Raw genomic sequence first — 21,624 nt, 5'->3', positions numbered from 1 at the left:
TCTACTCCAACGCCATTATATTTGGCATGTTATCTTCTCTGTCGATTCTTAAAATTTCATATCCGATGCCTGCTAAACCCAGCATAAATCCATTATTTTCATATTGCTTAAAGTCTTCTGTTTCCATTATACCAACCAGATATTCTATAAAGGGTTCAATTGTGCTGACAGACTGCCTGTATAAACTTTCATCATTTAATACAATCCCTGCTTCCTTTAATATGACAAGATTACCCATATCTCCATGGCATAAGCACCAATCCCTTTTTAACCCGCTGCTTATCGTTGTGCTAATTGCGATTTGTATTTCTTTATCTATCATCTCATCCCTAAATCCCCATTTTAGCAATTGAAGCTTACTCATTAATATTCCTGGCGCTCCATGGCACCACCCGCAAGAGAAATTTGTCTCATCTATGGATCTTTTCCAATTTTTTTCTTTCTCTACATATGACGCTCTTTCAAATAATAATGCTTTATTGACAAGAATTTTTATTTTTTCTTGCCGTGTGATACTGTACAGCCTGTAGATCTGAGCAATAACTCCGGCATTTCCATGTGCATATCCGATATAACCTTTTCTGCTCCACGTAATTCCCGGCAGTCCATCAATAACTATTGCTTCCTTTTCAAGCCTCTGATATATTCTTTTAGCTAATTCAAGTGATTTAGATTTCATTAGCATATTATCAGATTTAGTATAAATTGTAAGCATTACCCCTATAATACCAGCTTCTCTTATTATATCAAATTTTTTCAAAACATCAATTTTATTTTCAATTATTTTCATTATATTGTATATTGTTTGATTATATGTATTATTTTTGTTATTAAAGTCAATATAAAATAATGAATATGCGGCTCCGGCTAACCCTGAAAATGCGCCAATATCGATATCTTCTGTATTAATTTCGTGTATGCTCTCCGGTATCTGACGTATTATTGTTTCACAGACCTCCTTTTCAATATTACGGTATTGCGGACTATCCGATAATTGCTTAAGAAGGCTAAAAAACATGGCTATTCCTGACAGCCCATAATATATACTATTATCCATCGGTTTATATATGTTATAGCCAATTTCACTTTCCTGACTTCCAAACCATGTACGATCATTGCCTTGATCTGATTTACCTGCTATGCTCCTAGCTAATAAATAATCTGCAATTTTTTCAGAGGCTCTTATAAATTTACTTTCGTTCCACTTTCTCACACCTGACTTTTGAAACTCTGTTACAGTTTCTTGCTTAACCGGTTCAATCATTAATTTTGAATTGATTATGCTTATCTGTCGGTACATATCGGTTTGACTCATATTTGTAACTTTATCTTTTATTGTACCAATAGTACTGCTTTTTAGTTTTACACCAGAATCTTTGGAGTGTATTCCTTTTACCTTTACTCCATTTCCTTTTACATAAAAATATGGGATGTCCCCCTGAAGCATATCATGTATTTCCAGAAGATTCATTTTATAACTTTTTTCATCTTTCTTATTGGCAATTCTATGCAGAAATACCTTCCTGTCAACGTTATTTGTCAATAAATCTGGATGGTAGCTGCTGTACAAAAGCTGTGCATACACATTAGTAGGTCTGTATACTATTCTGACAATCACATCGCTAAAAAGTTCTTCTATTTTATCAATATAAAGATTTATATTTCTTAATATCCACTTATACATATTCTTGAAGCCATCTATTATCTCTTCTCTGTAGCATTTCGAATCTGCCACTTCTCCTTTGATACTGGGATTATTGCCCTTGGCTTCAATAGCAGCATGCATTATTTTTACTCTCACCTCATCTGTTCCATAATTCTCAATAAACTTCGTGGCAAAAGGTGATTCCTGTTCTTTTGTACCGCTCAATCCGCCTAAATCCAATATTTTATTATTATTTTTGTTGGTAACGTAAGTTGGCAATAAAATATTTTTGGTAACAGAATTACCTAACTCTTTCATTGCAAGCAATGGAGCCGACTTTAATTCATATTCGTCAGAAAAATCCGGATGTATAAAGGTTTCCAGATCCACCAGTACAGGCGTGTCTCCCTGGGCTATGATATTCTCATGATGAATGTCAATCCCATTTGTCGTATATAGCACACACATAAGCAATCCAACTTTATAATAAAAACCAGCCAGTTCTTCGCGGCTTTTGCAATCATGGTATTCAATAAATTCCATCCATCCAGCATCCTCTATGCTATATACTTTTGCCGCAACCAGCTTATATCCATCATCAACTGCAGTACTATTGAGCCATTGCAAAAACTCACGGTACTTTTCTTCAATAGCTAAATTACGCGGTTTATAAATGATAATCTTATCGGTGTTAAAAATCAGTTTTGATACTGATTTCCCATCATTATGGGTATCACCCTCCCCCATACTCATCGTTTTGATTTTTCCTAGGCTTTTACCATCATTCAATCTATTTTCAATTTCATTAATTTCTTTTTCGGTATCGTTAATAATTTTAATAATAAATTCCACGCTGTATTTTACTTTAATATCCAATATTCTTATCAACTCGGGATAATTTCTATAGATTTCTTTTCTATATTCATTATCTTTTAATAATACTTCATTGTAATAATTACCTCTGTCAATACTGCTGTCCCCTCTTAATATACTATCTTGCCTTGCATAGTATATTTCGGCAATAATTGTCTGAAATCCAGCCAGATGCAATAAATTAAGTGTATTATGAATTGCCTGCTGTAAAAAAATGTTTTTATCCTCGATTATATTGCTTTTATCTACTGCGGCAAAAAGCTTGTCTATATATTTTTTCAAAACAGGCTCATAAAAATATACCCACATATTTTGATTTTTCAAATTTCCCAATATGCTATCCAATAATTCCTGTCGGGTAATGCCGCTCCATATCATCGACTGTAATAGTGAATCATCATTTACATTGTACTCATAAATAAATTCTTCAAATCTTTTACCTGATACGTTAGCAATAAGTTCTTCTATATCGCTTATCTCATTGCTTTTCGGGAAAAATGATTTCCAGTAGTTCACTAACTCGTCATGTTTTATCAGGTTTAAAACTTCTCCCATCATCTCAACTCTCCAATACATATTAATACTCATGAAATACGTAAGCAAGCACATGCCCGCTTACGTATTTCATCACAAATAATCCTGTTAACAGGGTAAACCAGTTCTACTGCATTCTGCAGATGTGGTCAGCACCGCACCGCAACTCCATACCTGTGTCGCTATAGTCTGTGTAACGGTGTATAGGATTGTTGTTCCAATTACACATAAAGGAGTACTTCCACCTTCTATTGTTTCAAGATCCTGACGCTGGATCTCTTCTCCCAAACTCCCGACTGAGTTATTAAAGTCATTATTTGCATTATTCCTTAATAATGGATTCCTTTTTGAAAAGTTCACAAAAAGCACCTCCTCTTTTTTAGATTATATCAACAGTCTCTCTGTCTCGAATATGTATTGTACCAGATTTGCCTGTCAGCAGGGGTTGCCTGTTCTGCTGCATTCTGCAGACGTAGTCAGAACCGCACCGCAGCCAAATACCTGTGTAGCGATACTCTGTGTAGCTGTGTATATACCTATTACTCCCAAAACACATCCTAGAGTGCTGCCTCCCTCTATTGTTTCAAGATCCTGACGCTGGATCTCTTCTCCCAGGCTTCCAACTGAGCTGTCAAAACCAGTACTCACATTGTTTCTTAACAGCGGACTCCTTTTTGATAAATTCACAACGAATACCTCCTCTCTTTTTTAACTTTTTAGAGCTTTTAAATTATATCAGCAAGCTCTTCCCTTCGAAGTAGTACAAAAGAACTCGCAAATACCAAGTATCATAAAGATTAGAAATTTCAATACAATCTATCCCATATATGGAATAGATATTATAATTGCATTATACATTAGTGCAAATAATAAGTCAATATAATCCATATAAAACTATAATATGTATTTGATTGCCTTAATTGCTTGGGGACGCTCCTGCTTTTTCCACAGTTTTCCGGCTCTGCCTGCTCCGTACACAACAAAAAAGAAGCTGACCTTCGGCCAGCCTTAAACCTATCCTATTTGAATAAATGGATTGAAAACGCTTCAATAAACAGGAGCGTCCCCAATTCTCAATTCTCTAAATTCTCTACACCCCCAATTATCCACCCCAGATATAATCTTTATATACTGGTTTAAACTTTAGAGGATATAACATTATACTCCTTTCTGTGATAGATATTAACGGCATGATTTGTTTTATACTTGCATCTTTATTACTCTATTTATTTAAGACCGCTTTTGGTTCGAACATAAATAAGTTTTCCTTCATTAACCTCATTAGCTGCAATAGCAACAGGCTTTTCAGAATCACATTTTGCAAGCGAATAAGCCCCGTCCAACAGTTGTCTTGCCCTCTTGCCTACTACAACACATAGTGTATATCTGCTGTCAACTTTCTTCATCAATTCACTTATTGGAGGATTTATCATAAATATTTCTCCTTATACATATATTTGGTAAAACTTGTTCAACATATAAATTATCCTCTGATCTCAAAATACATCCCTTTTTAACCAGTGTCCCACCTCTGTGATCAGCTTTACTTTTCTACTGATTTCCATGAATGCTATTCCATAAGAAATTATGCTTTCAGAGCCTTGATTGTAATTCAGACCTTTTTCATTCAGCCCGTCATAACAAGCACCTGTCTCTTCATCTATTACTTTATTGTCATACGCATAGTTTTCTATATTATTTACAGCAATAACATTGGTATCAATAATTCCCATATTGTCAATTGCGGTTATAAGGTCCTGCGTAAACGTAGCCAAACCACATTCACGAGGCGGGTAAGTACTTAAAAATGCAATTTTCCCACATATACTATTTGATGGCATTTCGATCTGTCCTTTCTATTTCTATATCGAATAGGTAATTTTTATATCATTTATCATAGATATCACTAACCGGGTATTTATTTTTTTATACAGGAATCTGCCGATCTAATTTATGGGAGAAAACTGTATTCAAATAATTTAAATTCCTATTAATAAAGCAGTTTGATGTAACAATAGTATTTACTAGTCTCACCTCACTGCTGATATTGATGTCATTCCAAAGAATGCTTCCAGTAACCCTGCTTCTGCTGCCTATGGAAACGTTATCTCCAATTACCGAATGACTTATAATTGCTTTTGCACAAATTTCAACATTATCCCCGATATAAGCTGGGCCTATTATTTTAGAATCAGGGTGGATTTTAACATTCTTACCTAAACTTATATTGCTGCTGGAAAAGTTGCAGTCAACCATCTTGCATTTATTGTCCATGATGTCCTTATGCACCTGAATATATTTTTCAAAGGTGCCAATGTCCATCCAATAGCCGTCATGCTTATAAGCAGCAATTTTATGTCCTTTAACAATAAACCTCGGGAAAATTTCCCTTTCAGCCGATACCACCCTGTTATTAGGAATTTCTTTAAGAATTTCCGGCTCAAATATATAAATGCCTGCATTTATATAACTGGAATCGATTTGCCCTTGCACAGGTTTTTCCACAAATGAAATTGCATATCCATCCGTATCATGATCAATAACGCCATATGCTGATGGGTCCGAAACCTCCGTTATTGCTATAGTAGCAATTGCATGTCTATTTTTGTGGCAGTCCAGCATTTTGGGTATATCTATGTCACTTAATATATCAGCGTTAAATACAATAAAAGTATCTTCAAACTGTGCTTCTGCTTTTTTTATAGCTCCTCCCGTACCTAATGGAATGTCTTCCACGATGTATTGAATTTTCAGCCCGAATTGTTTCCCATTTCCAAAATACTCTTCTATGTATTGTGGCTGGTAGCAGCTGCTTATCACAATTTCGGATATCCCACTCTTTTTAAGGTGTACCATTGTCCTTTCCAGTAAAGGCTTGTTCATTATAGGAACCATAGGCTTCGGAACCTTATCGGTTGAAGGCTGCAGCCTGATTCCCTTACCTCCGGCAAGAAATAGTGCTTTCATAATTTTTTTCCTTTCTCTTTAAACTTAATAAATCTAAAAATATTAATTTTCTTTAGTAATCATAATGTGAAAATTATTCTTAGAGTAGTTGATAAAACGCATAATCATGGGTTGAGATTTGTCGTAACTCAAACATCGGCATTCATGTCTAAGGTCATGGAATACCGATTAAGAAAAGGGGTTTAGATAAGTATGCTCTGACTGCAAAGTCGCACTTTTGAGTATATGACCACATACCAAATGCTTGCGAAACAAACCTTTGGTACTTTTAATCAAACAGATTATAGTGCTAACAAGTCTATTTAGGTTTGTTCGTTGAAAGCAGCGAAGATGTTGGAACTATTATTTTCTTCTCAGCCTTTTTCTTCTTTTTTTCACGTTTCTTTGGACTTTTATCTCCCATATTCAACACCTCCTGGAATTCATATATTAAACGGCAAATAATCTCCTACCCGATATTAACAGGCAGGACGCCCGACATTTCACCAATTACATTAATTAATTGTGAATTTGAAGGGACTACAATTTTTGCATTGCTTTTTAGTGCTGTTTCTGTTGCCTGCAATTTTCTTAAAAGCTGGGCATTACCTTTGAAATACATCTCAGCGGCCTCGTTTACAAGCTTTAATGTCAAAGTTCCGATAATATTTCGGAGTGTCGTCCTAGCAAGATTCACAATCTGGAACTTATAATTGTTGACATTGTATACGGAATTTTTTACACTTTCCTCATTCGGTTTGATTCTAAAGTAAACCTGTGCATCAACATTATGTCCTGAAGTATTATCTGGCATATAGTGTTTCTCTTTCGAATATCTTTCTGAAATGATATCCATATATTGAATAGGTTATGGCCAAGGGAAAAAGCCTTGGCCGTTTAAACAGCGTCCAAAAAAACAGCCTCCAATAATAAACCCTTTCTTTCCCTATGATCCCAAGACGAAATATGGACTTGAACAAGGCTATTAAATTACTGAAATTCATATTAACCTTTGTTCTTTGCTGCATAGTATTATATTCCTTGAAAAACCGCATAACGCGCGCATAATAATATTTGGGTTCATAAATAGTGCCAAGAACTTTTGTATATCCTTCAATAAGCAATTTATGATCCATTTTAGGGATAAAATTAATTGAGAAATCAGTATTATCGCCCGTCATGCCGTTCAAGATGCGGCCTTCTTTTGTAAGCCTCTGATACAGTTTCGTTCCGCGCGGAGCGTTTAATAAACCCACCATAGCTGTAATAACACCGCTTTCCTGTATAAACTTGATCAGGGTTTCGAATATCGAATCCGGATCGTTGTCAAAACCTACTATAAATCCTCCCTGAACTTCCAGACCTGCCCTTTGGCATTTATTAATACAGGCTAAAAGGTCACGGTTTTTGTTCTGATACTTGTTGCATTCAATCAAGCTTTCTTCATTCGGAGATTCAATACCTATGAATACCATATTGAAACCTGCTTTTACCATTAAATTCATAAGTTTTTCATCATCTGCAAGGTTTATGGAGCTTTCTGTTAAAAAGTTGAAAGGATATCCTTTTTTCTCCATCCAATCAATCAGGGCGGGTAAAACTTCATTTTTGATGATCTCCTTGTTACCAATAAAATTATCATCCACAAAAAATACACTCTGTCGCCAGCCTGCTGAATATAAGGCTTCCAGTTCCAGAAGAATTTGTTCTTTGTCTTTAATTCGAGGTGCTCGTCCAAATAGTGTTATAATATCGCAGAACTCACAATTAAAAGGGCACCCCCGCGAATACTGAATATTCATAGAGGCATATTTGCTCATGTCTATGAGTTCCCATAGAGGAACAGGAGATTTTTTTATATCCGCCCATTCTGTGGATGTATAGATATGCTTTGTCTGCCCCTTTTCAAGATCTTCAAGGAAAAGAGGAAGGGTTATCTCTGCCTCATTCAGCACCAAATAATCAACATCATCAAATTGCTCACTCCATGCCGTAAAGAGTGGCCCACCGGCAACCATTTTAACTCCCATTTTTTTGCACCTGGCAATAATGGTTTTTACTGATTCCCTTTGAATCGACATAGCACTTATGAATACATAATCAGCCCACACCAAGTCCTCGTCCTTCAAATATTTAATACTCATATCAATAAGCTTTTTCTCCCATTCCACAGGAAGCATGGCTGCCACTGTAATTAAACCCAAGGGAGGAAAAGCGGCTTTTTTCGAAACAAATTTCAAAGCATGCTTGAAGCTCCAGAATGTATCTGGAAATTCCGGATAAACCAGTAGAATTCTCATAAAAAATACTCCTTACATAAAGATTTTTAATTGTTCACTTTTTATTCCAAAATATATTTCTGTGCCTTATACTGGTATTATTAAAAAATAATGAATAATACAATTTCCGCAACATTGCAATTCCATCCTGATTTTTTTCTCGCTGTTTCATATAAATAAAAGGTGGCAACTCTAAAATGAGCGTTCCACCCTAAAGGTCTTGCCAATAAATTGTATAATCTACTTGAGTATTACTGTTATTCCAATTTCATATCATTTCTCAAATGGTCAATAGAATAATTCTTTCTATTCCCTACTTTAGGTAAAGATGCCACCACTTTCGCAACATCATTTTCCTCAAGACTTTCAAAGTACTCGATAAGCACCGCAAGCCTTTCATATTCAGCAATTGAAAATAGTACTGCATCAGGCTGGTTGTTTTTCAAAACAAATATCTTACCGAAGCTTTCCGCCTTTTCCCTGCAAGCTTTATAATTCTTTATCATTTCTGAATTTGCAACTATTGCTTTTGTAGAAATATTCATTTGTATTATCCCCAACCTTTCCTTTTATATATATCATATTCTTATTATTATAATTTGTCAATTAATATTTAGATAAATTTTTCTAACTATTTTTCTAACTATTTTTCTAACTATTTTTCTAATAACTTTTCTAATAACTTATTAATATTCTTTGTATTGTATACAGACATTATTCAATTAACCCGCTTAACCGCTTTTTCAAGCTTTTTATGGATTGATTTTCATCTATAAAATGCCCAAAAAACCGGGCGAAAAAATGTACTTTTGTGGCTCAATTTTTGTTAATTTTTCACCTCAAACCCACAGCATATTGCAGTTGAAATGCCTTATTTATCGTTTTGACCACCAGGACATTGGGGACGCTCCTGCTTTTTCCACAGTTTTCCGGCTCTCCTGCTCCGTGCACAGCAAAAAAGAAGCCGACCTTCGCCCCGCCTTAAACCTATCCTATTTGAATTAATGGATTGAAAACGCTTCAATAAACAGGAGCGTCCCCAATTCTCGTAAGATTCATAAGCATTTGATGTAAAAGTCTTAATTAGTATATACTAATAATTTTCTTTAATATAAGCGACGGCTTTTCCAACATCTGCCACATGGGATATGTTTGATTTTAGACCAAAGCCCCAGTCATAATATTCAGTCTGATAGCTGGTCTTTATTAGAGCATCTTTGTAGTCTTGCGGTGATAAATTAGGATTTATTGATTTCAATATTGCTACAAACCCGGCCAATACAGGTGAGGTTGAGGACATAGATAAATATGGAACATCATCACCAGTTTTAATTTTTGAAAAGTCTCCATTAAAACTTTTGTATTTTTCATATTTATTTTGAATTAGAATGTTGTAATCATAGTGCAAAATATTTACATCGGCTTCCCTTTTGCCCTCGGAAGAATCAAAGAATCCGTTAGGATAAAAATTGTTTGGATTATCATAATGTATAAAAGTTGTAACAATTCCATGATCTACTGCTTTGTTAACAGCTTCATCAATTTTGGGGCGGTTCTTTTCTGAAAAAGATGCATTTGAATACGTAAGAACATCAATATTGTTTTGGATAGCCCAGTCGATAGCTTTAACCATGTTATCCACCTGTTTATCCTCATCCATATCGGTGGTGCATAAGGCGTAGATATCACAATCTGGTGCAATTTCTTTGAGTGTATTAGCCATCCAAAATCCATGCAATTCTTCATCAAGGGCACCTTTGTTTTCACTGAAATTCACTGCATCAGCATAAAGGTCTTTATGAGTGCTATAGCCAAAGCTCCAGTCCATGATTCCCACCTTGACGCCCTCACCAGTACTTATTGCTTGTGCGGCTTTTAAATTATGTACCGTAGAGTAAGTATCTCGTGAATTTGCATTTGAAAATACTACTAAACCATTTGACACGCTTGCCTCTTTCATCGGATTCCGCCATAAATAAAAATTAAATATTAACGAAGCTACTAACATAATTGATATCACAGGTAATATAAATTTACGTATTTTTTTCATTTTATAATTACTCCTTTTAATCTTAATAGTGACTATAAATGTTACCTTACGATATAGACATACGAATAAAATAGCATATTGTTTATTTGATAAATTATATCAATTCATTGTGCGGCACCATATAAATCCAGCAAGACCAAAAATTAAAAATACCCTGTTTATAGTATAGTACAACCTCCCACCAAAATCAATTCTTTTAATTCTATTCTTTCTTTTTGGACATTAGGGACGCTCCTGCTTTTTCCGCAGTTTTCCGGCTCTCCTGCTCCGTGCACAGCGAAAAGGAAGCAGGCCTTCAGCCTGCCTTAAACCTATCCTATTTAAATTAATGGATTGAAAACACTTCAATAAACAGGTGCGTCCCCACCTCCGTCTTGACTTTCCGCATTCGTCGGAATATTTTCCAAAAGTTCAAGCCGCACATTATATTCACCCGGCATACACTCTTCAAAGGTATATTTACAGAAACCAATTGCAAATTGTTCTTCTCATAATTTCTCACCATCCATAGTCGCCTTTCCATTTTTTAAAAGCTCTTCAAGTCTACCGATTTCTGTTTTAACAACTTCCTTTCCGAGTGAAGTAATCTGATATTCTTTTTTCCTGCTGTCTTTTTCTCCAGAAATTGCAGTAATCCAACCTCTTTCAAGCATGGTACTTATTGCACCGTACAATGTTCCAGCTGCAAGCCTCACTCTTCCCTGGGAAAGCTTCTCAATATTTTGCATAATCCCATATCCGTGAAGGGGAGTTAGTATAGAAAGCAAAATATAATATACCGCTTCTGTTAGCGCACCGTTTTGATTTATTGACATAAAGAATTAACCTCCACTATATCCTTTGCCGTTATATCGTCCAACGATATATTTAATTATATCGGGCTCCGATATAATTGTCAATTGAATTTTAAAAAAATGGGACATTCTAAATAGTTTAAGAATGTCCCCAATTTTTCAAACCTTTTTTCTGTAATACAATTTTAGTATCCCTTTTACCAGTAAAGAAAGTATCATTGTAATCATTAAAGTGAAAAAAACAGTTCCATCAATAAAGCCTGAAACAATTGTAGCAAAGATAATACCACCCAGAACAATATTTAATGCTATACTGCTAATCTTTGATTCAATAAACTTTTTGCGCTCATCATTTTCTTCGATGTACAGCAGCTTAAGCTTTTCAGGGATTTTTAGTGCGGCAGCATATTTGGCCATGTAGTAAATTATAACGAACTGTAGGCCCACAAAAAACCCCATCGTAAATCCGACGGCTATATCGGGAACATCGTATCTTTTACTTACCATATAGCCCATTGCAAAGAGTATAATTACAAAACCGTTATACACTCCAGCTATAACCAAACGTTTTCTCAACTTCGTTTTAAAGATTTCCATTTTATATTTCCTCCACATCTGAAAAATCAAAAATATCCTCTATTGTAGTCTCAAAATACTTGGCAATTTTATAAGCCAATATAAGCGAAGCTGTGTATTTTTCGCATTCCAATGAGGTAATGGTCTGCCTTGTAACACCTACCGCCATAGCCAACTCCTCCTGTGATATTTTCTTCTTCTTTCTCATCTCTTGAATTTTTGATTTCAAAACTTCACCTCCAAAAAAAGCAAAGCTCACTTTGCATATAAAGCATAGCAAGCTTTGCATTGTTTGTCAAGTTCACTTTGCATTTGGGGACATTCCTCAAGAAATAGTATATATCAAATTTCTCCCCGCCGTAAATTCGCTTGAGGAAAACATGCGCTAATAAAAATTCAAAATAAAAATTCCTCTTTCCCTTAAATATCTTTATATATACTTTACCAATATTTGCAGTATCAATTAATAACTGAAGAATTGAAATAATTTTTTTATGCTTATTGTTAACCCAGGAACAAGTTGGTTTAAAACAATATTTTTGCATAATGCCATATCCGTGAAGGGGAGTTAGTATAGAAAGCAAAATATAATATACCGCTTCTGTTAGCGCACCGTTTTGATTTATTGACATAAAGAATTAACCCTCACTATATCTCTTGACGTTATATCGCCCGACGATATAATTGTCAATTGAATTTTGAAAAAAGACGGGTGGGAATGCCCCCGGGGAGCTTCACAGATGATGCTTGGGGTTCTTTGGGAACCAGCCTCTTTCCGTCCGTCTTTTCTGCTCCTTTAATTCGCCTATGGACCATAATGATGAAAACCCAATGACAGCTAAGCCGGCCGACACAATATCATGTCCAACAATCAAAGATGCGGCAAGGCAAAGAATCCCGCAAACCAAAAACACCGGCCATACCTTATCTGTGAAGTGATACTGACATTTGATTACGATTGGGTGGAATATACCGATGCACAAAAAAGCTATGACACCGATGATTATACCGGAAAAGTTCATACTATACACCTGCCTTTTAATAATATAATGTCGTATTTTCATACACTGTTATGCCAAGCACCTTAACTTCGATCCCGGCAGCGTATCCATCAGTGCCTCTGACCACCCTTTTATTCATTGTCTTCCTCCTCAATAAAATTCCGCATTTATCTGCAAGATATATATCTGTTTTACTATATAAAGTCAAATAAGTCAACCGTAACCTCGATCGACTTATTTCAAAAAGATAGTGAGAAAAAGCCCCTCATCCGAATAGTGGGTCGTGGCTGCAGCCAATGCCGTTGCCGGCAAAAGTTACATGGCAATGCACAAACACAGCAGAATGCTAAGTAATCGTTTTTTCATTTCATTCTCTTCTCTATTTTAGGTTGATTTCCGGCCAGAGGCAAATTCCGACCTCCAGCGCTTTAGGCTTGTCCAGATGAAAGTCTGCATACCGGCAAAACCAGCACTCCTCCATCCCGGGCGGCGCTGCCTTCCGCGGTGTGAACGCAGGACACCTCTGCTTCGGCCACACATTGCCTCCGCCATTTGGAGCGGACAACATTCGAGCTGACGTTTCGGTTTCCGCCATGAAACTTGCCTCCTCCACTTTTGTTTGTCTGCATGATAGCATAGAAAAAAGCAAAAACGACCGTTCTGCACTTAATCAGTCGTTTTTACGCTCAAATAACACAATTTATTTTTTAAGAAAGGTTTGACAAACGGTTCAGAGCATGATCCGAACCCGGAATACGCCTCTGTCAACCTTGTAGCCGATCTCTCCGCTGCAGCGGCTCACGAAGGCGGTCACGCTCTTTGTGCCGATACCATGGCCGTCCGCTGTGGGGATCGGTAGTCCGTTTTCACCCAGTGCCGTATCCTGTAGACAGGCATTTTCTACTCCGATGAGTAACTGTCCTGCAAATGTCGCCGTGCAGCGGAGGAAACGCTTTTCCTTCGGAAGCTGCTTATTTGCATGGATAGCATTTTCCAGCAGATTGCTCAGCGCCATGGCAAGCTCCAGTGAGTCCGCTTCGCAGTCTGCCGGGATATCCAGAGATATGTCACAGCGGATGTCGGAATCCTCAGCCATGGCGATGTAATAGCCCACAATGGCGTTGACCGCCTGATTCTTGCAGTAAGTCTTTGCGCGCTCCGGCGTCGCAGAGGTGTGGCGCTGCAAAAGGCGCATAGCCTCCTCGCTTTTTCCCTCCTGCAGCAACTCCAGCAAAGCCGCATCAAAGTGTCGTTGGTCATGGCGCCGGATGCTGGCAGCCCGGTCTGCCTCGTCCATCAGCGCAAGGCGGTGCTCCATGGCATTTGCCGAGGAACGGAGAAGATCATCCTCCGCCTTCATCCGCAGATTTTCCTCCCGTAGCGCATGTTTGCCGGAGATCATCTTCAGCGACGAGAAAATAGAGCCGTAGACGCACAGCGCCATCACGCAGAGAACCAACAGCGTACCGGCATTCTCCTGCAAGGCCTGCTCCACATTGCTGTCCTTGACCAGCACATAGAAAAAGCACACCAGAATGCTGATCGCGGCCAGAAAATAGGCTTTCCATTGCTCCATAACCTGTCGGTACAACGGCCGAAGGAAGCGGTAACACAGAAAGAGCGCTGCGGCAAACAGAAGCAGACGGATCACCGTGTTGCCGTATTGGGGAGCGGGCAGCGGCCTTGAGAGCCAGTAGGACAGAACCAGTACCACGGCGAATACATTCATCGCCGTCACCACATTGAAGCACCACTGTGCAAAAGTCTCCTTGAACAGCAGCTTGAATAGAAACATCACCGGCACGGAAAGCAGCACGCTGCCATAGACTACGGCGGTATAGTTTCCTGTCCGATAAAAGCCGATATTCAGCATGGCATCTGCCAGAAACAGGGCAGTCAATGCAAGAAGTGAAAAACGTTTGCTGTACTTCGGCTGCGCCACAGAAAACAGCAGCGAAAGGATGCAGAGATTGGTCACCGCACTGCGCACAACATCCGAAATGACATCAGTCACGCGTTTCTCCTCCAAGCCGATAATTGAGATACGCTTCCTTTACCGCATCGTAGCGGCTGCGGGCAACGGGGATCGTCCGTCCGACGGATAGCTCGATCTCAGTGCGGGTCAGACGCCTAATCGCCGACACATGGACAGCAAAGGCGGCATGGCACTGCAAAAAGGTGCTGGAGGCGAGGAGTGGTGCAAGATGAGCGGCAAAGTCTCCACGGAAAGAGACTGATGTAATGGTTTCGCCTCCCTGCAGCGTATACTCTATACAATGCCTGATATATTCACAGCACACGATGTCGCAAAGGCGCAACGTCCGATAGCCACCAGACATCTTCACCGCGATGGTTTTCTCATCAGTCAGATTCAGTCGGGAGATGGCAAACTCCATCGTCTTGAAAAAGCTCTCCTGCTGCAAGGGTTTTAAAAGATAATTGACAGGGCTTGCGGCGTAGGCCTCCAGCGCAAAGCCCGGCTCCGTAGTGGCATAGATGATCTGGGCATAGCTGTCCAGCCGCCGAATCTCCCGCCCCACATCAATGCCGTTTACCATGGGCATGACAATATCAAGAAGATAGAGATGAAATGTCTCTTTTTCACAAACCGTCAGCAGTTCATCCGGATGGGAAAACTTTCGCACCTCGGCGCTCAAATTATGTTGAATAAGATACTCCCTTGTCAGCGCAACAATTCGCTGTAGTTCTTCCTGAATATCATCGCAAACTGCTATCCGAAGCACTTTAATCACCACCCTTTTCATCATCATACCATGAAGCCTGCAAGATCTCAAGAATGGTGATAATTTAAAATTTCTGTTGTTATGTATACACCTTTTAACGATTCAAACCCGACCTTTCGTTAAAAGGTTTGCCCGACATACAGCAAAACAGTCTCCGGAAGCTGATTCTTTTCAGCTCACCGAGACTGTTATTGTTAAATAGTTCAATAAAAGCCTTCTATATCGGCGTTTTCGCAATAAGAAACTGCACACCGGTTAAGATAACCATTATATCAAAACTGGTGTGCAGTGATGGTGCGGATGACAGGACTTGAACCTGCACGGGGTTACCACAAGATCCTAAATCTTGCGTGTCTGCCAGTTCCACCACATCCGCACGAATTTACTCTGCAATTATAGCAAGGCTTTCATCCTTTGTCAAACTGTATTTTTATAAAATATTTTTCACAACGCTTCCCTCTTAGCCTCCTGCATTAAGCCGGCACGGGAAAGTGCCATTCGGACTGCCTTAGCCAGAGGCACGGCAACAATCACCGCAATAACGGCATTTATTGTGGAAACAATAGCCTTTTGCAATAATGAAAGCAATACCGGCGTTAACTGCATACGCATAATATAATAGTTTTCAATGTAGCCCCGGGAAAGATATAGTATAACATACAAAACAGCACCGCATGTGGCCGCTATAATATTTCTCAGTATCTTTTTAGCATCTGCGCCATTTCCCCATGCGATTTTTCCGCACAGCCATGCCATGGCAAACTTAAATGCAAATGTAAAAGGTGCCGAAGCAGTATACAGAGGATTTGTCAAATCAAAGAACATCGAACCGAAGCCCGCGGCAAGGCCCCCCCACATAGGCCCTAAAAGCAGCCCCGATAACAGGCACATGACATTCCCCATATGGATGCGCGTGTTGTCAATTGCGGTTGGAATGGGAATCTGCAGGAACGCCGAAGCAGCATATACCAACGCCGCCAGTACACCTGTCATTGCCATCTCCTTGACTGTAATTTTGTTTTTCATGATATTATTCCTCTCTTTCTTAATATAATTTATGTAAGGCAGCTTGCTTTACAGGCCGGAAGGACGCAGAACTCCTGCCAGCTCGCCTAAGCTGTACTCAAAGCTTACACCAAAGCGTCTGTCGGTAGCACCTGCATAGCTGCACCTGATAGAATCGGAAGTGTACTTTGAGGCAATTTCAGTCGAGTCATACAGGCTAAAGCCGTTTAGCAGCGCTGCCAGCAAAGTACTGCCGAATATGTCCCCCGTGCCGTGATAGCTCCCGGGGATTTTCTCATTGAGAACATAGGCTATTTCTTCGGTATCTCGGTCATAAGCCGCCGCCCCCAGTGTGTCGTCGTCAAAGTATACTCCTGTCACAACCACCTTCTTCGGCCCCAGCTCAGCCAGACTTTGGAGTAAGTATTTTATATAATCCTCAGTGTATGGGCCATTTCTGTATTCCTCTCCAAGCAGCAGGGCAGCCTCCGTAAGGTTAGGGATAATTACATCGGCTTTTGAGCATAGCTTTGTCATTCCCCCGGCAAACTCAGGATAAAACGAGGTGTAAAACTTACCGTTATCTCCCATGACAGGGTCTACAAACAGGAGGTTGTCTTCCGCAGAAAACATGTCCAACAATTCAGAAACAATTTCCAACTGCTGAAAAGAAGCAAGGTACCCCGTATACATGGCATCAAATCTAATGTTTAATGATTTCCAATGCCTTGCAATGGGGAGAATATCACTGCTTAGATCCCTGAACGTGAATCCCGGAAATCCACCGGTATGAGTCGACAGGATAGCAGTGGGTATTACGCTTGTTTCAATTCCTCCTGCTGAAAGAACCGGTAATGCCACAGTAAGGGAACAACGCCCGAGGCAGGAAATGTCATGAATTGCAGCTACCCTTTTTTGCATCTAAAGCACCTCTTCTAAGTATTTGTTCACTTTAATTCACTATTAACTAACAAATTTGTATATAATATTATATTATACAATAATTTGATTATTTTTCAACAGCGAATTTCATATTTTATAGAGAGGTTCCCACTTTAAAAAAGGTTTTTTTCCGCTTGCCTGTACACTATTTCCCTGCCCGAATCAGCTGACAATTGGACATCCTCCAGCAGCCTGTGAAGCCTTAGCATTTCCTCACCGGTTGTAAACGAGGTATTCCTTTTATCATTCCGGATTGCATCAATTATGCTTCTGGCATAGCACCCGAAGGAGCTTCTGAATATTGACTCCGACTCATTATAGTAATCGGGAATATCCACGCAAACGGCATCACTGTTGAAAAGAAGCTTTTTATCCAAATCAAACGTGGCAACTCCCTTCTCCCCCATTATAATTATGCTGAAGGCTTTATCCCCAAACCCTACCGCCGATGCTGAAAGATGAACGCTGATATCATTTTCAAAGCATAAGTCGGCGCTGCAAAAATCTGATGTTTTATTCGAAGCGTCAAGAGAGCTCATAAAACCTTTTAAAGAAATGCACTGTTTATCGCCAAGCCAAAACAACAGCAAATCTAAAAGGTGAGGAAATATCGCAAGCCGTATTCCCCCTCCCATGCTTCCATCTAAATTCCAGGTGTTTTTAATGCTGTCATCCCTGTACAGCGAAGACTGAAAATGCACCTGGATAAAGTATATTCGTCCAAGGGTACACTCAATCAGCTCCTTTACCTTCTTGAAATATGGATTGAATCTCAGCTCAAGATCTATAAGGCATAATTTTTCAGTGCCTTCAAACAAGTCAATCAGTCTTTGTGTCTGTCCAAAATTCAGGCACAGGGGTTTTTCACACAGCATATGAATGTTATTTGCAATGACATATGAGGCTTGTTCAAAATGATATTTTGTGGGAGAGGCTACACATATCAAATCAATACCGGGCATTGCACACATCTCCTCCACACTTTTGCAAGCATTGGAAAGCTTGTATCTGTCGGCTATTTCAAGGGTATGGCTATAGTTTGAGGCTAAAATTCCGGCTATATTGACATTAGCAATATCTCTGAATTTAGGGAAAATACATCTAAGACCCAAGCCCGCTCCAATAATACCCACATTAATATTTTTCATTCTTCACTTCCACCCTTTTTCAGTCCACTATCTATATAGTTGGCTTTTGCATATCGGATAACGGAGGATGTAAAATAATATCCTCCAGAATAATTTCTACTCTAACTATAGAAGCATGTATACCTGTAGAAGACGCTTGTGAATTTAATTAGCCTAACTTGTAGCGCGGTCACGTATTCCGGGGAAATTATTCCTCCGGATATTATTTTACATTCTTTTTAGATAGTTTTTATCCTAATTTATGTAGCGCACTATCGTATGTTATAATTCCGGCTTATTTTTGACATTTCCTCATACTCGTTGTATAGGGCCTTAGGAGGTCTCATATCCGGGGATATTTTCCCCTTCAGTCTCAGAAACATCCTCTCGCACGCCGCCTTTGACTCCATTGAAAGCACCCTTATATAATTGGCCTTGTCAAAGCAGTTGCATACTGCCGGCCCTACGCTGATGCCAAAATCCTTTTGCAGGTGAAAGGCAAACAATTCCCCCGATTTATTACCGTATTCCTCCTCAAAGCTCTTGGGAACAGGCAGTAAAAACGAAATTCCCGCGTGGGGAAATTTTAAATCACTCCAGCCCAAATCTCTGAATCCCGATACTAATGTCTCCATGCTTCTGGATATTCTCTCTCTCACTTGGGGAGGATCAATCTTTTTAATGGCCAGCTCGGCCACCTTTTGATTAAAAAGAGGAACCATAACATTCATTTCATAATTATGATATTTTATAGCATTGACAAGCTCCTCATTTCCGACAATTATCCCTACGCGCAGCCCAGATAAGCCAAATTCCTTAGATAGGGTATAAATCTCTATGCAATTATTAAAAGCCGCCTCACAATGAAAAAGGCTTATGACCGGCCTGTCCTCAGAATAAGATGTCAGGCAAATGTCGTGATCATGAACAACCCTTAAATTATATTTCTGCGTCAGGCTAACTATCTTGTTCAGTTCATCAAGTGTTACCTGGCTGCCTGTCGGATTATTGGGATAGTTTAGGTATAAATACATCCAATCCTTTTCCTCATACTGCAATATTTTTTCCTCAAGATCCTCTAAATCAATCAGTCCGTTATTGGTTTTAATCAATACTACCTTTGCCCCATTAGCAGCCGGTATGGATTTTGCAAAAGTTACCGTAGAATCCATAACAAACACTACTTTACCGGTAAGAATAGTCGAAACTGCATCAATAGCCTGCATGGTTCCCTGGCACACCATTGTGCCAAGCCTTGAAATATCTAAATTATATATCCTTTTTATAAATAAACGGAATGTATCTAAAAACCCCTGATCCCCCTCCGGCGACGGGTAGTTTTGATAATAATTGCCTTCAGTAAGCAGTTGGGCATATTCCTCTTTTGCCAGTATTTGAGGAACCACCTTTGAAAATGTACTGGCAGAAAAAAGATCCATAAACTCCTGCTTGTATGCCTTTCCATAAAAAGAATTAAAAAACAGGTATTTCTTATATACTTCATTGTAATATTCTCTGGCCACTAAGAAATTCGGGTTAATCACTAATTATCATCCCCTCTATTGTCATGTATTTTAGTTATATTATACCATAATATGCCAAGCATTTACATCATTATTATTCAAATTACTATATTTCTAAACCTTTTATTCCCTAAATACAGACAATTATTTGATGTATGGTGCTATTTTCTTTCTTTCACGGCCATATGCTCCCATATACCCATTTTATACCGAATTGTCAAGCTTAATGTACTTATTAAAAAGCTCAGTGGCCTGCTGGAAAATATGCCCATGATACCGAATGCCTCAGTCAATATAAGCGCAAATATAATTCTGGCAGCTAACTCCAAAAAAGTATTGAATATGGGATACTTGACTTCTCCCGAGCTTCTCAAAAAATTGGTCAGTATGTATAGTGCCGCCAGGCATATATAAAAAAGCCCCACAATCTGCAAGTATTTGAAGCCCAGCAGAACCACCGCCTCATCATTTTTCACGATAACCCTCATAAGGCTTTTTCCGCCAAAAAAAACAACCGCATTAACTCCCGCTGTGATAAACATTGCTATTTTAAATGAAGTCTTAAGTCCATCCCGAAGCCTCTTACTCTCACCGGCACCGGCATTTTGGGCAACAAAAACCCCCAGTGTTGTTCCAAGATTTACAACGGGTATTGTCATAATTGATTCAATTTTATATGCCGCCGCATATGCGGAAATAACATCGACACTAAATGTGTTTATAATGCTTTGTATTATAAGCATACTCACACCTGAAAAAAAATTCTGAAAAATAGATGTAAGCCCATATTTAACAATTAACGCTATTACCTGGACATCTATTTTGAAATTTATTTGAAAGTCCTTTAATGTAAATAAACCGTTTCGGAGAAAATATATAGCTATGCCGGCTCCGCTGAATAACTGCGCCAATACTGTCGAAATTGCAATCCCCCTAATGCCCATTCCCAAAATTATTACGCTGTATATGTCAAACAGTATATTCAGAAAGCATGAGAGTACCAGAAAATAAAAAGGTATTCTGGAATTTCCAATGGCTCTGGATATAGCGGCTAAAAAATTATATACTACAACACAAGGAAAGCCTAACGCTATAACTGAAAAATACAGTGTCCCTTGCTCCAGCATTTCAGACGGCATATTCATCATCTTAAATATTGCCCCTGCACTCATAAGACTCCCTATAGTCAGCAATGCAGACAGCACCACAGCTAATTCAATAACAGCGGTATATGCCTTTTTTATCTTGTCGGTATTTTTTCCTCCAAAGTATTGAGAAATTAGTATTGAAATACCTGAAGCTATTCCCATAACAATACCGTTTACAAGCAGCATGGGAATATATGAATTTCCTACGGCGGCCAAGGCATCCTTTCCCAGATACCTCCCTACAACAATTGTATCCGCCACGTTATACAGGTTTTGAAGTATGCTTCCCATAATAAGAGGAACCATAAATTCCGTCATGATTTTGGATGGCTTCCCCTGTGTCATGTCTACATTCATTCTATTAAATCTATTATTTTTCATGTCTCTTAAAACCATCCTTCTCTTTTCAAAAGACGCTCTTTTATTGATTTATATTT

At 38.7% G+C, this 21,624-nt stretch carries 23 protein-coding genes and 1 tRNA gene; all 24 read right to left on the bottom strand.

Going from position 1 to position 21,624, the window contains the following annotated elements; genetic code table 11:
• Nucleotide 1: 1 nt before the first annotated feature.
• A complete protein-coding gene (locus tag DFR58_RS04050) occupies nucleotides 2-3,094 on the bottom strand; it encodes a type 2 lanthipeptide synthetase LanM family protein (protein ID WP_207659115.1) in 3,093 nt (1,030 codons plus the stop codon).
• Between the two features lie 66 nt (nucleotides 3,095-3,160).
• Nucleotides 3,161-3,412, bottom strand: a complete 252-nt coding sequence (locus DFR58_RS04045; protein WP_170138021.1) for a plantaricin C family lantibiotic — start codon at nucleotides 3,410-3,412, stop codon at nucleotides 3,161-3,163.
• 75 nt (nucleotides 3,413-3,487) lie between these two features.
• Nucleotides 3,488-3,739 carry a plantaricin C family lantibiotic gene (locus tag DFR58_RS04040; protein WP_114296517.1) on the bottom strand — a complete coding sequence of 84 codons (252 nt, stop codon included), beginning with the start codon at nucleotides 3,737-3,739 and terminating at the stop codon, nucleotides 3,488-3,490.
• Between the two features lie 539 nt (nucleotides 3,740-4,278).
• Complete coding sequence (rpoZ, locus tag DFR58_RS04035; protein WP_114296516.1) at nucleotides 4,279-4,485, bottom strand: DNA-directed RNA polymerase subunit omega; 207 nt, start codon at nucleotides 4,483-4,485, stop codon at nucleotides 4,279-4,281.
• 63 nt (nucleotides 4,486-4,548) lie between these two features.
• Entirely contained in the window at nucleotides 4,549-4,827 is a 279-nt protein-coding gene (locus tag DFR58_RS22115; RefSeq protein WP_207659114.1) for a hypothetical protein, read from the bottom strand.
• A gap of 151 nt (nucleotides 4,828-4,978) precedes the next feature.
• Nucleotides 4,979-6,019, bottom strand: coding sequence for a nucleotidyltransferase family protein (locus tag DFR58_RS04025; protein WP_114296515.1), 1,041 nt, complete (start codon nucleotides 6,017-6,019; stop codon nucleotides 4,979-4,981).
• 448 nt (nucleotides 6,020-6,467) lie between these two features.
• Nucleotides 6,468-6,812 (bottom strand): SPFH domain-containing protein, encoded by a 345-nt coding sequence (locus tag DFR58_RS04020; protein ID WP_207659113.1) that lies wholly within the window; start codon nucleotides 6,810-6,812, stop codon nucleotides 6,468-6,470.
• A complete protein-coding gene (locus tag DFR58_RS04015; protein WP_341457382.1) occupies nucleotides 6,802-8,238 on the bottom strand; it encodes a B12-binding domain-containing radical SAM protein in 1,437 nt (478 codons plus the stop codon). Before DFR58_RS04015 ends, DFR58_RS04020 begins: the two co-directional genes overlap by 11 nt.
• Nucleotides 8,239-8,534: 296 nt before the next feature.
• Entirely contained in the window at nucleotides 8,535-8,822 is a 288-nt protein-coding gene (locus DFR58_RS04010) for a hypothetical protein (protein WP_114296513.1), read from the bottom strand.
• A 548-nt stretch (nucleotides 8,823-9,370) separates the two neighbouring features.
• Entirely contained in the window at nucleotides 9,371-10,327 is a 957-nt protein-coding gene (locus DFR58_RS04005) for a S8/S53 family peptidase (protein WP_114296512.1), read from the bottom strand.
• A gap of 488 nt (nucleotides 10,328-10,815) precedes the next feature.
• Complete coding sequence (locus DFR58_RS04000; RefSeq protein ID WP_114296511.1) at nucleotides 10,816-11,142, bottom strand: PadR family transcriptional regulator; 327 nt, start codon at nucleotides 11,140-11,142, stop codon at nucleotides 10,816-10,818.
• Between the two features lie 138 nt (nucleotides 11,143-11,280).
• Nucleotides 11,281-11,718, bottom strand: coding sequence for a hypothetical protein (locus DFR58_RS03995; protein ID WP_114296510.1), 438 nt, complete (start codon nucleotides 11,716-11,718; stop codon nucleotides 11,281-11,283).
• 1 nt (nucleotide 11,719) lies between these two features.
• Entirely contained in the window at nucleotides 11,720-11,926 is a 207-nt protein-coding gene (locus tag DFR58_RS03990; RefSeq protein WP_114296509.1) for a helix-turn-helix transcriptional regulator, read from the bottom strand.
• Between the two features lie 4 nt (nucleotides 11,927-11,930).
• Complete coding sequence (locus tag DFR58_RS22335; RefSeq protein ID WP_242987385.1) at nucleotides 11,931-12,329, bottom strand: hypothetical protein; 399 nt, start codon at nucleotides 12,327-12,329, stop codon at nucleotides 11,931-11,933.
• 102 nt (nucleotides 12,330-12,431) lie between these two features.
• Nucleotides 12,432-12,719, bottom strand: a complete 288-nt coding sequence (locus DFR58_RS03980; protein WP_114296508.1) for a DUF4491 family protein — start codon at nucleotides 12,717-12,719, stop codon at nucleotides 12,432-12,434.
• Between the two features lie 407 nt (nucleotides 12,720-13,126).
• Nucleotides 13,127-13,327 (bottom strand): hypothetical protein, encoded by a 201-nt coding sequence (locus tag DFR58_RS22110; protein WP_207659112.1) that lies wholly within the window; start codon nucleotides 13,325-13,327, stop codon nucleotides 13,127-13,129.
• 101 nt (nucleotides 13,328-13,428) lie between these two features.
• A complete protein-coding gene (locus DFR58_RS03970; RefSeq protein WP_114296506.1) occupies nucleotides 13,429-14,712 on the bottom strand; it encodes a sensor histidine kinase in 1,284 nt (427 codons plus the stop codon).
• Entirely contained in the window at nucleotides 14,705-15,469 is a 765-nt protein-coding gene (locus DFR58_RS03965; protein WP_114296505.1) for a LytR/AlgR family response regulator transcription factor, read from the bottom strand. The genes DFR58_RS03970 and DFR58_RS03965 overlap by 8 nt, the downstream gene beginning before the upstream one ends.
• A 265-nt stretch (nucleotides 15,470-15,734) precedes the next feature.
• Nucleotides 15,735-15,818, bottom strand: a tRNA-Leu gene (locus DFR58_RS03960).
• A 68-nt stretch (nucleotides 15,819-15,886) separates the two neighbouring features.
• Entirely contained in the window at nucleotides 15,887-16,468 is a 582-nt protein-coding gene (locus tag DFR58_RS03955; RefSeq protein ID WP_114296504.1) for an ECF transporter S component, read from the bottom strand.
• Nucleotides 16,469-16,516: 48 nt separating this feature from the next.
• Nucleotides 16,517-17,368 (bottom strand): pyridoxamine kinase, encoded by an 852-nt coding sequence (locus DFR58_RS03950; RefSeq protein WP_114296503.1) that lies wholly within the window; start codon nucleotides 17,366-17,368, stop codon nucleotides 16,517-16,519.
• Nucleotides 17,369-17,502: 134 nt separating this feature from the next.
• A complete protein-coding gene (locus tag DFR58_RS03945) occupies nucleotides 17,503-18,537 on the bottom strand; it encodes a Gfo/Idh/MocA family protein (protein WP_114296502.1) in 1,035 nt (344 codons plus the stop codon).
• Nucleotides 18,538-18,788: 251 nt separating this feature from the next.
• On the bottom strand, nucleotides 18,789-20,060 hold the full coding sequence (locus DFR58_RS03940; protein WP_114296501.1) for a pyridoxal phosphate-dependent aminotransferase: 1,272 nt from the start codon (nucleotides 20,058-20,060) through the stop codon (nucleotides 18,789-18,791).
• Between the two features lie 140 nt (nucleotides 20,061-20,200).
• Nucleotides 20,201-21,568, bottom strand: a complete 1,368-nt coding sequence (locus DFR58_RS03935; protein ID WP_170138020.1) for an MATE family efflux transporter — start codon at nucleotides 21,566-21,568, stop codon at nucleotides 20,201-20,203.
• Nucleotides 21,569-21,624: the final 56 nt, after the last annotated feature.

The sequence above is a fragment of the Anaerobacterium chartisolvens genome (genome assembly GCF_003337415.1).
Lineage (GTDB): Bacteria > Bacillota > Clostridia > Acetivibrionales > DSM-27016 > Anaerobacterium > Anaerobacterium chartisolvens.
This window is presented reverse-complemented; position numbering and strand designations above follow the sequence as displayed.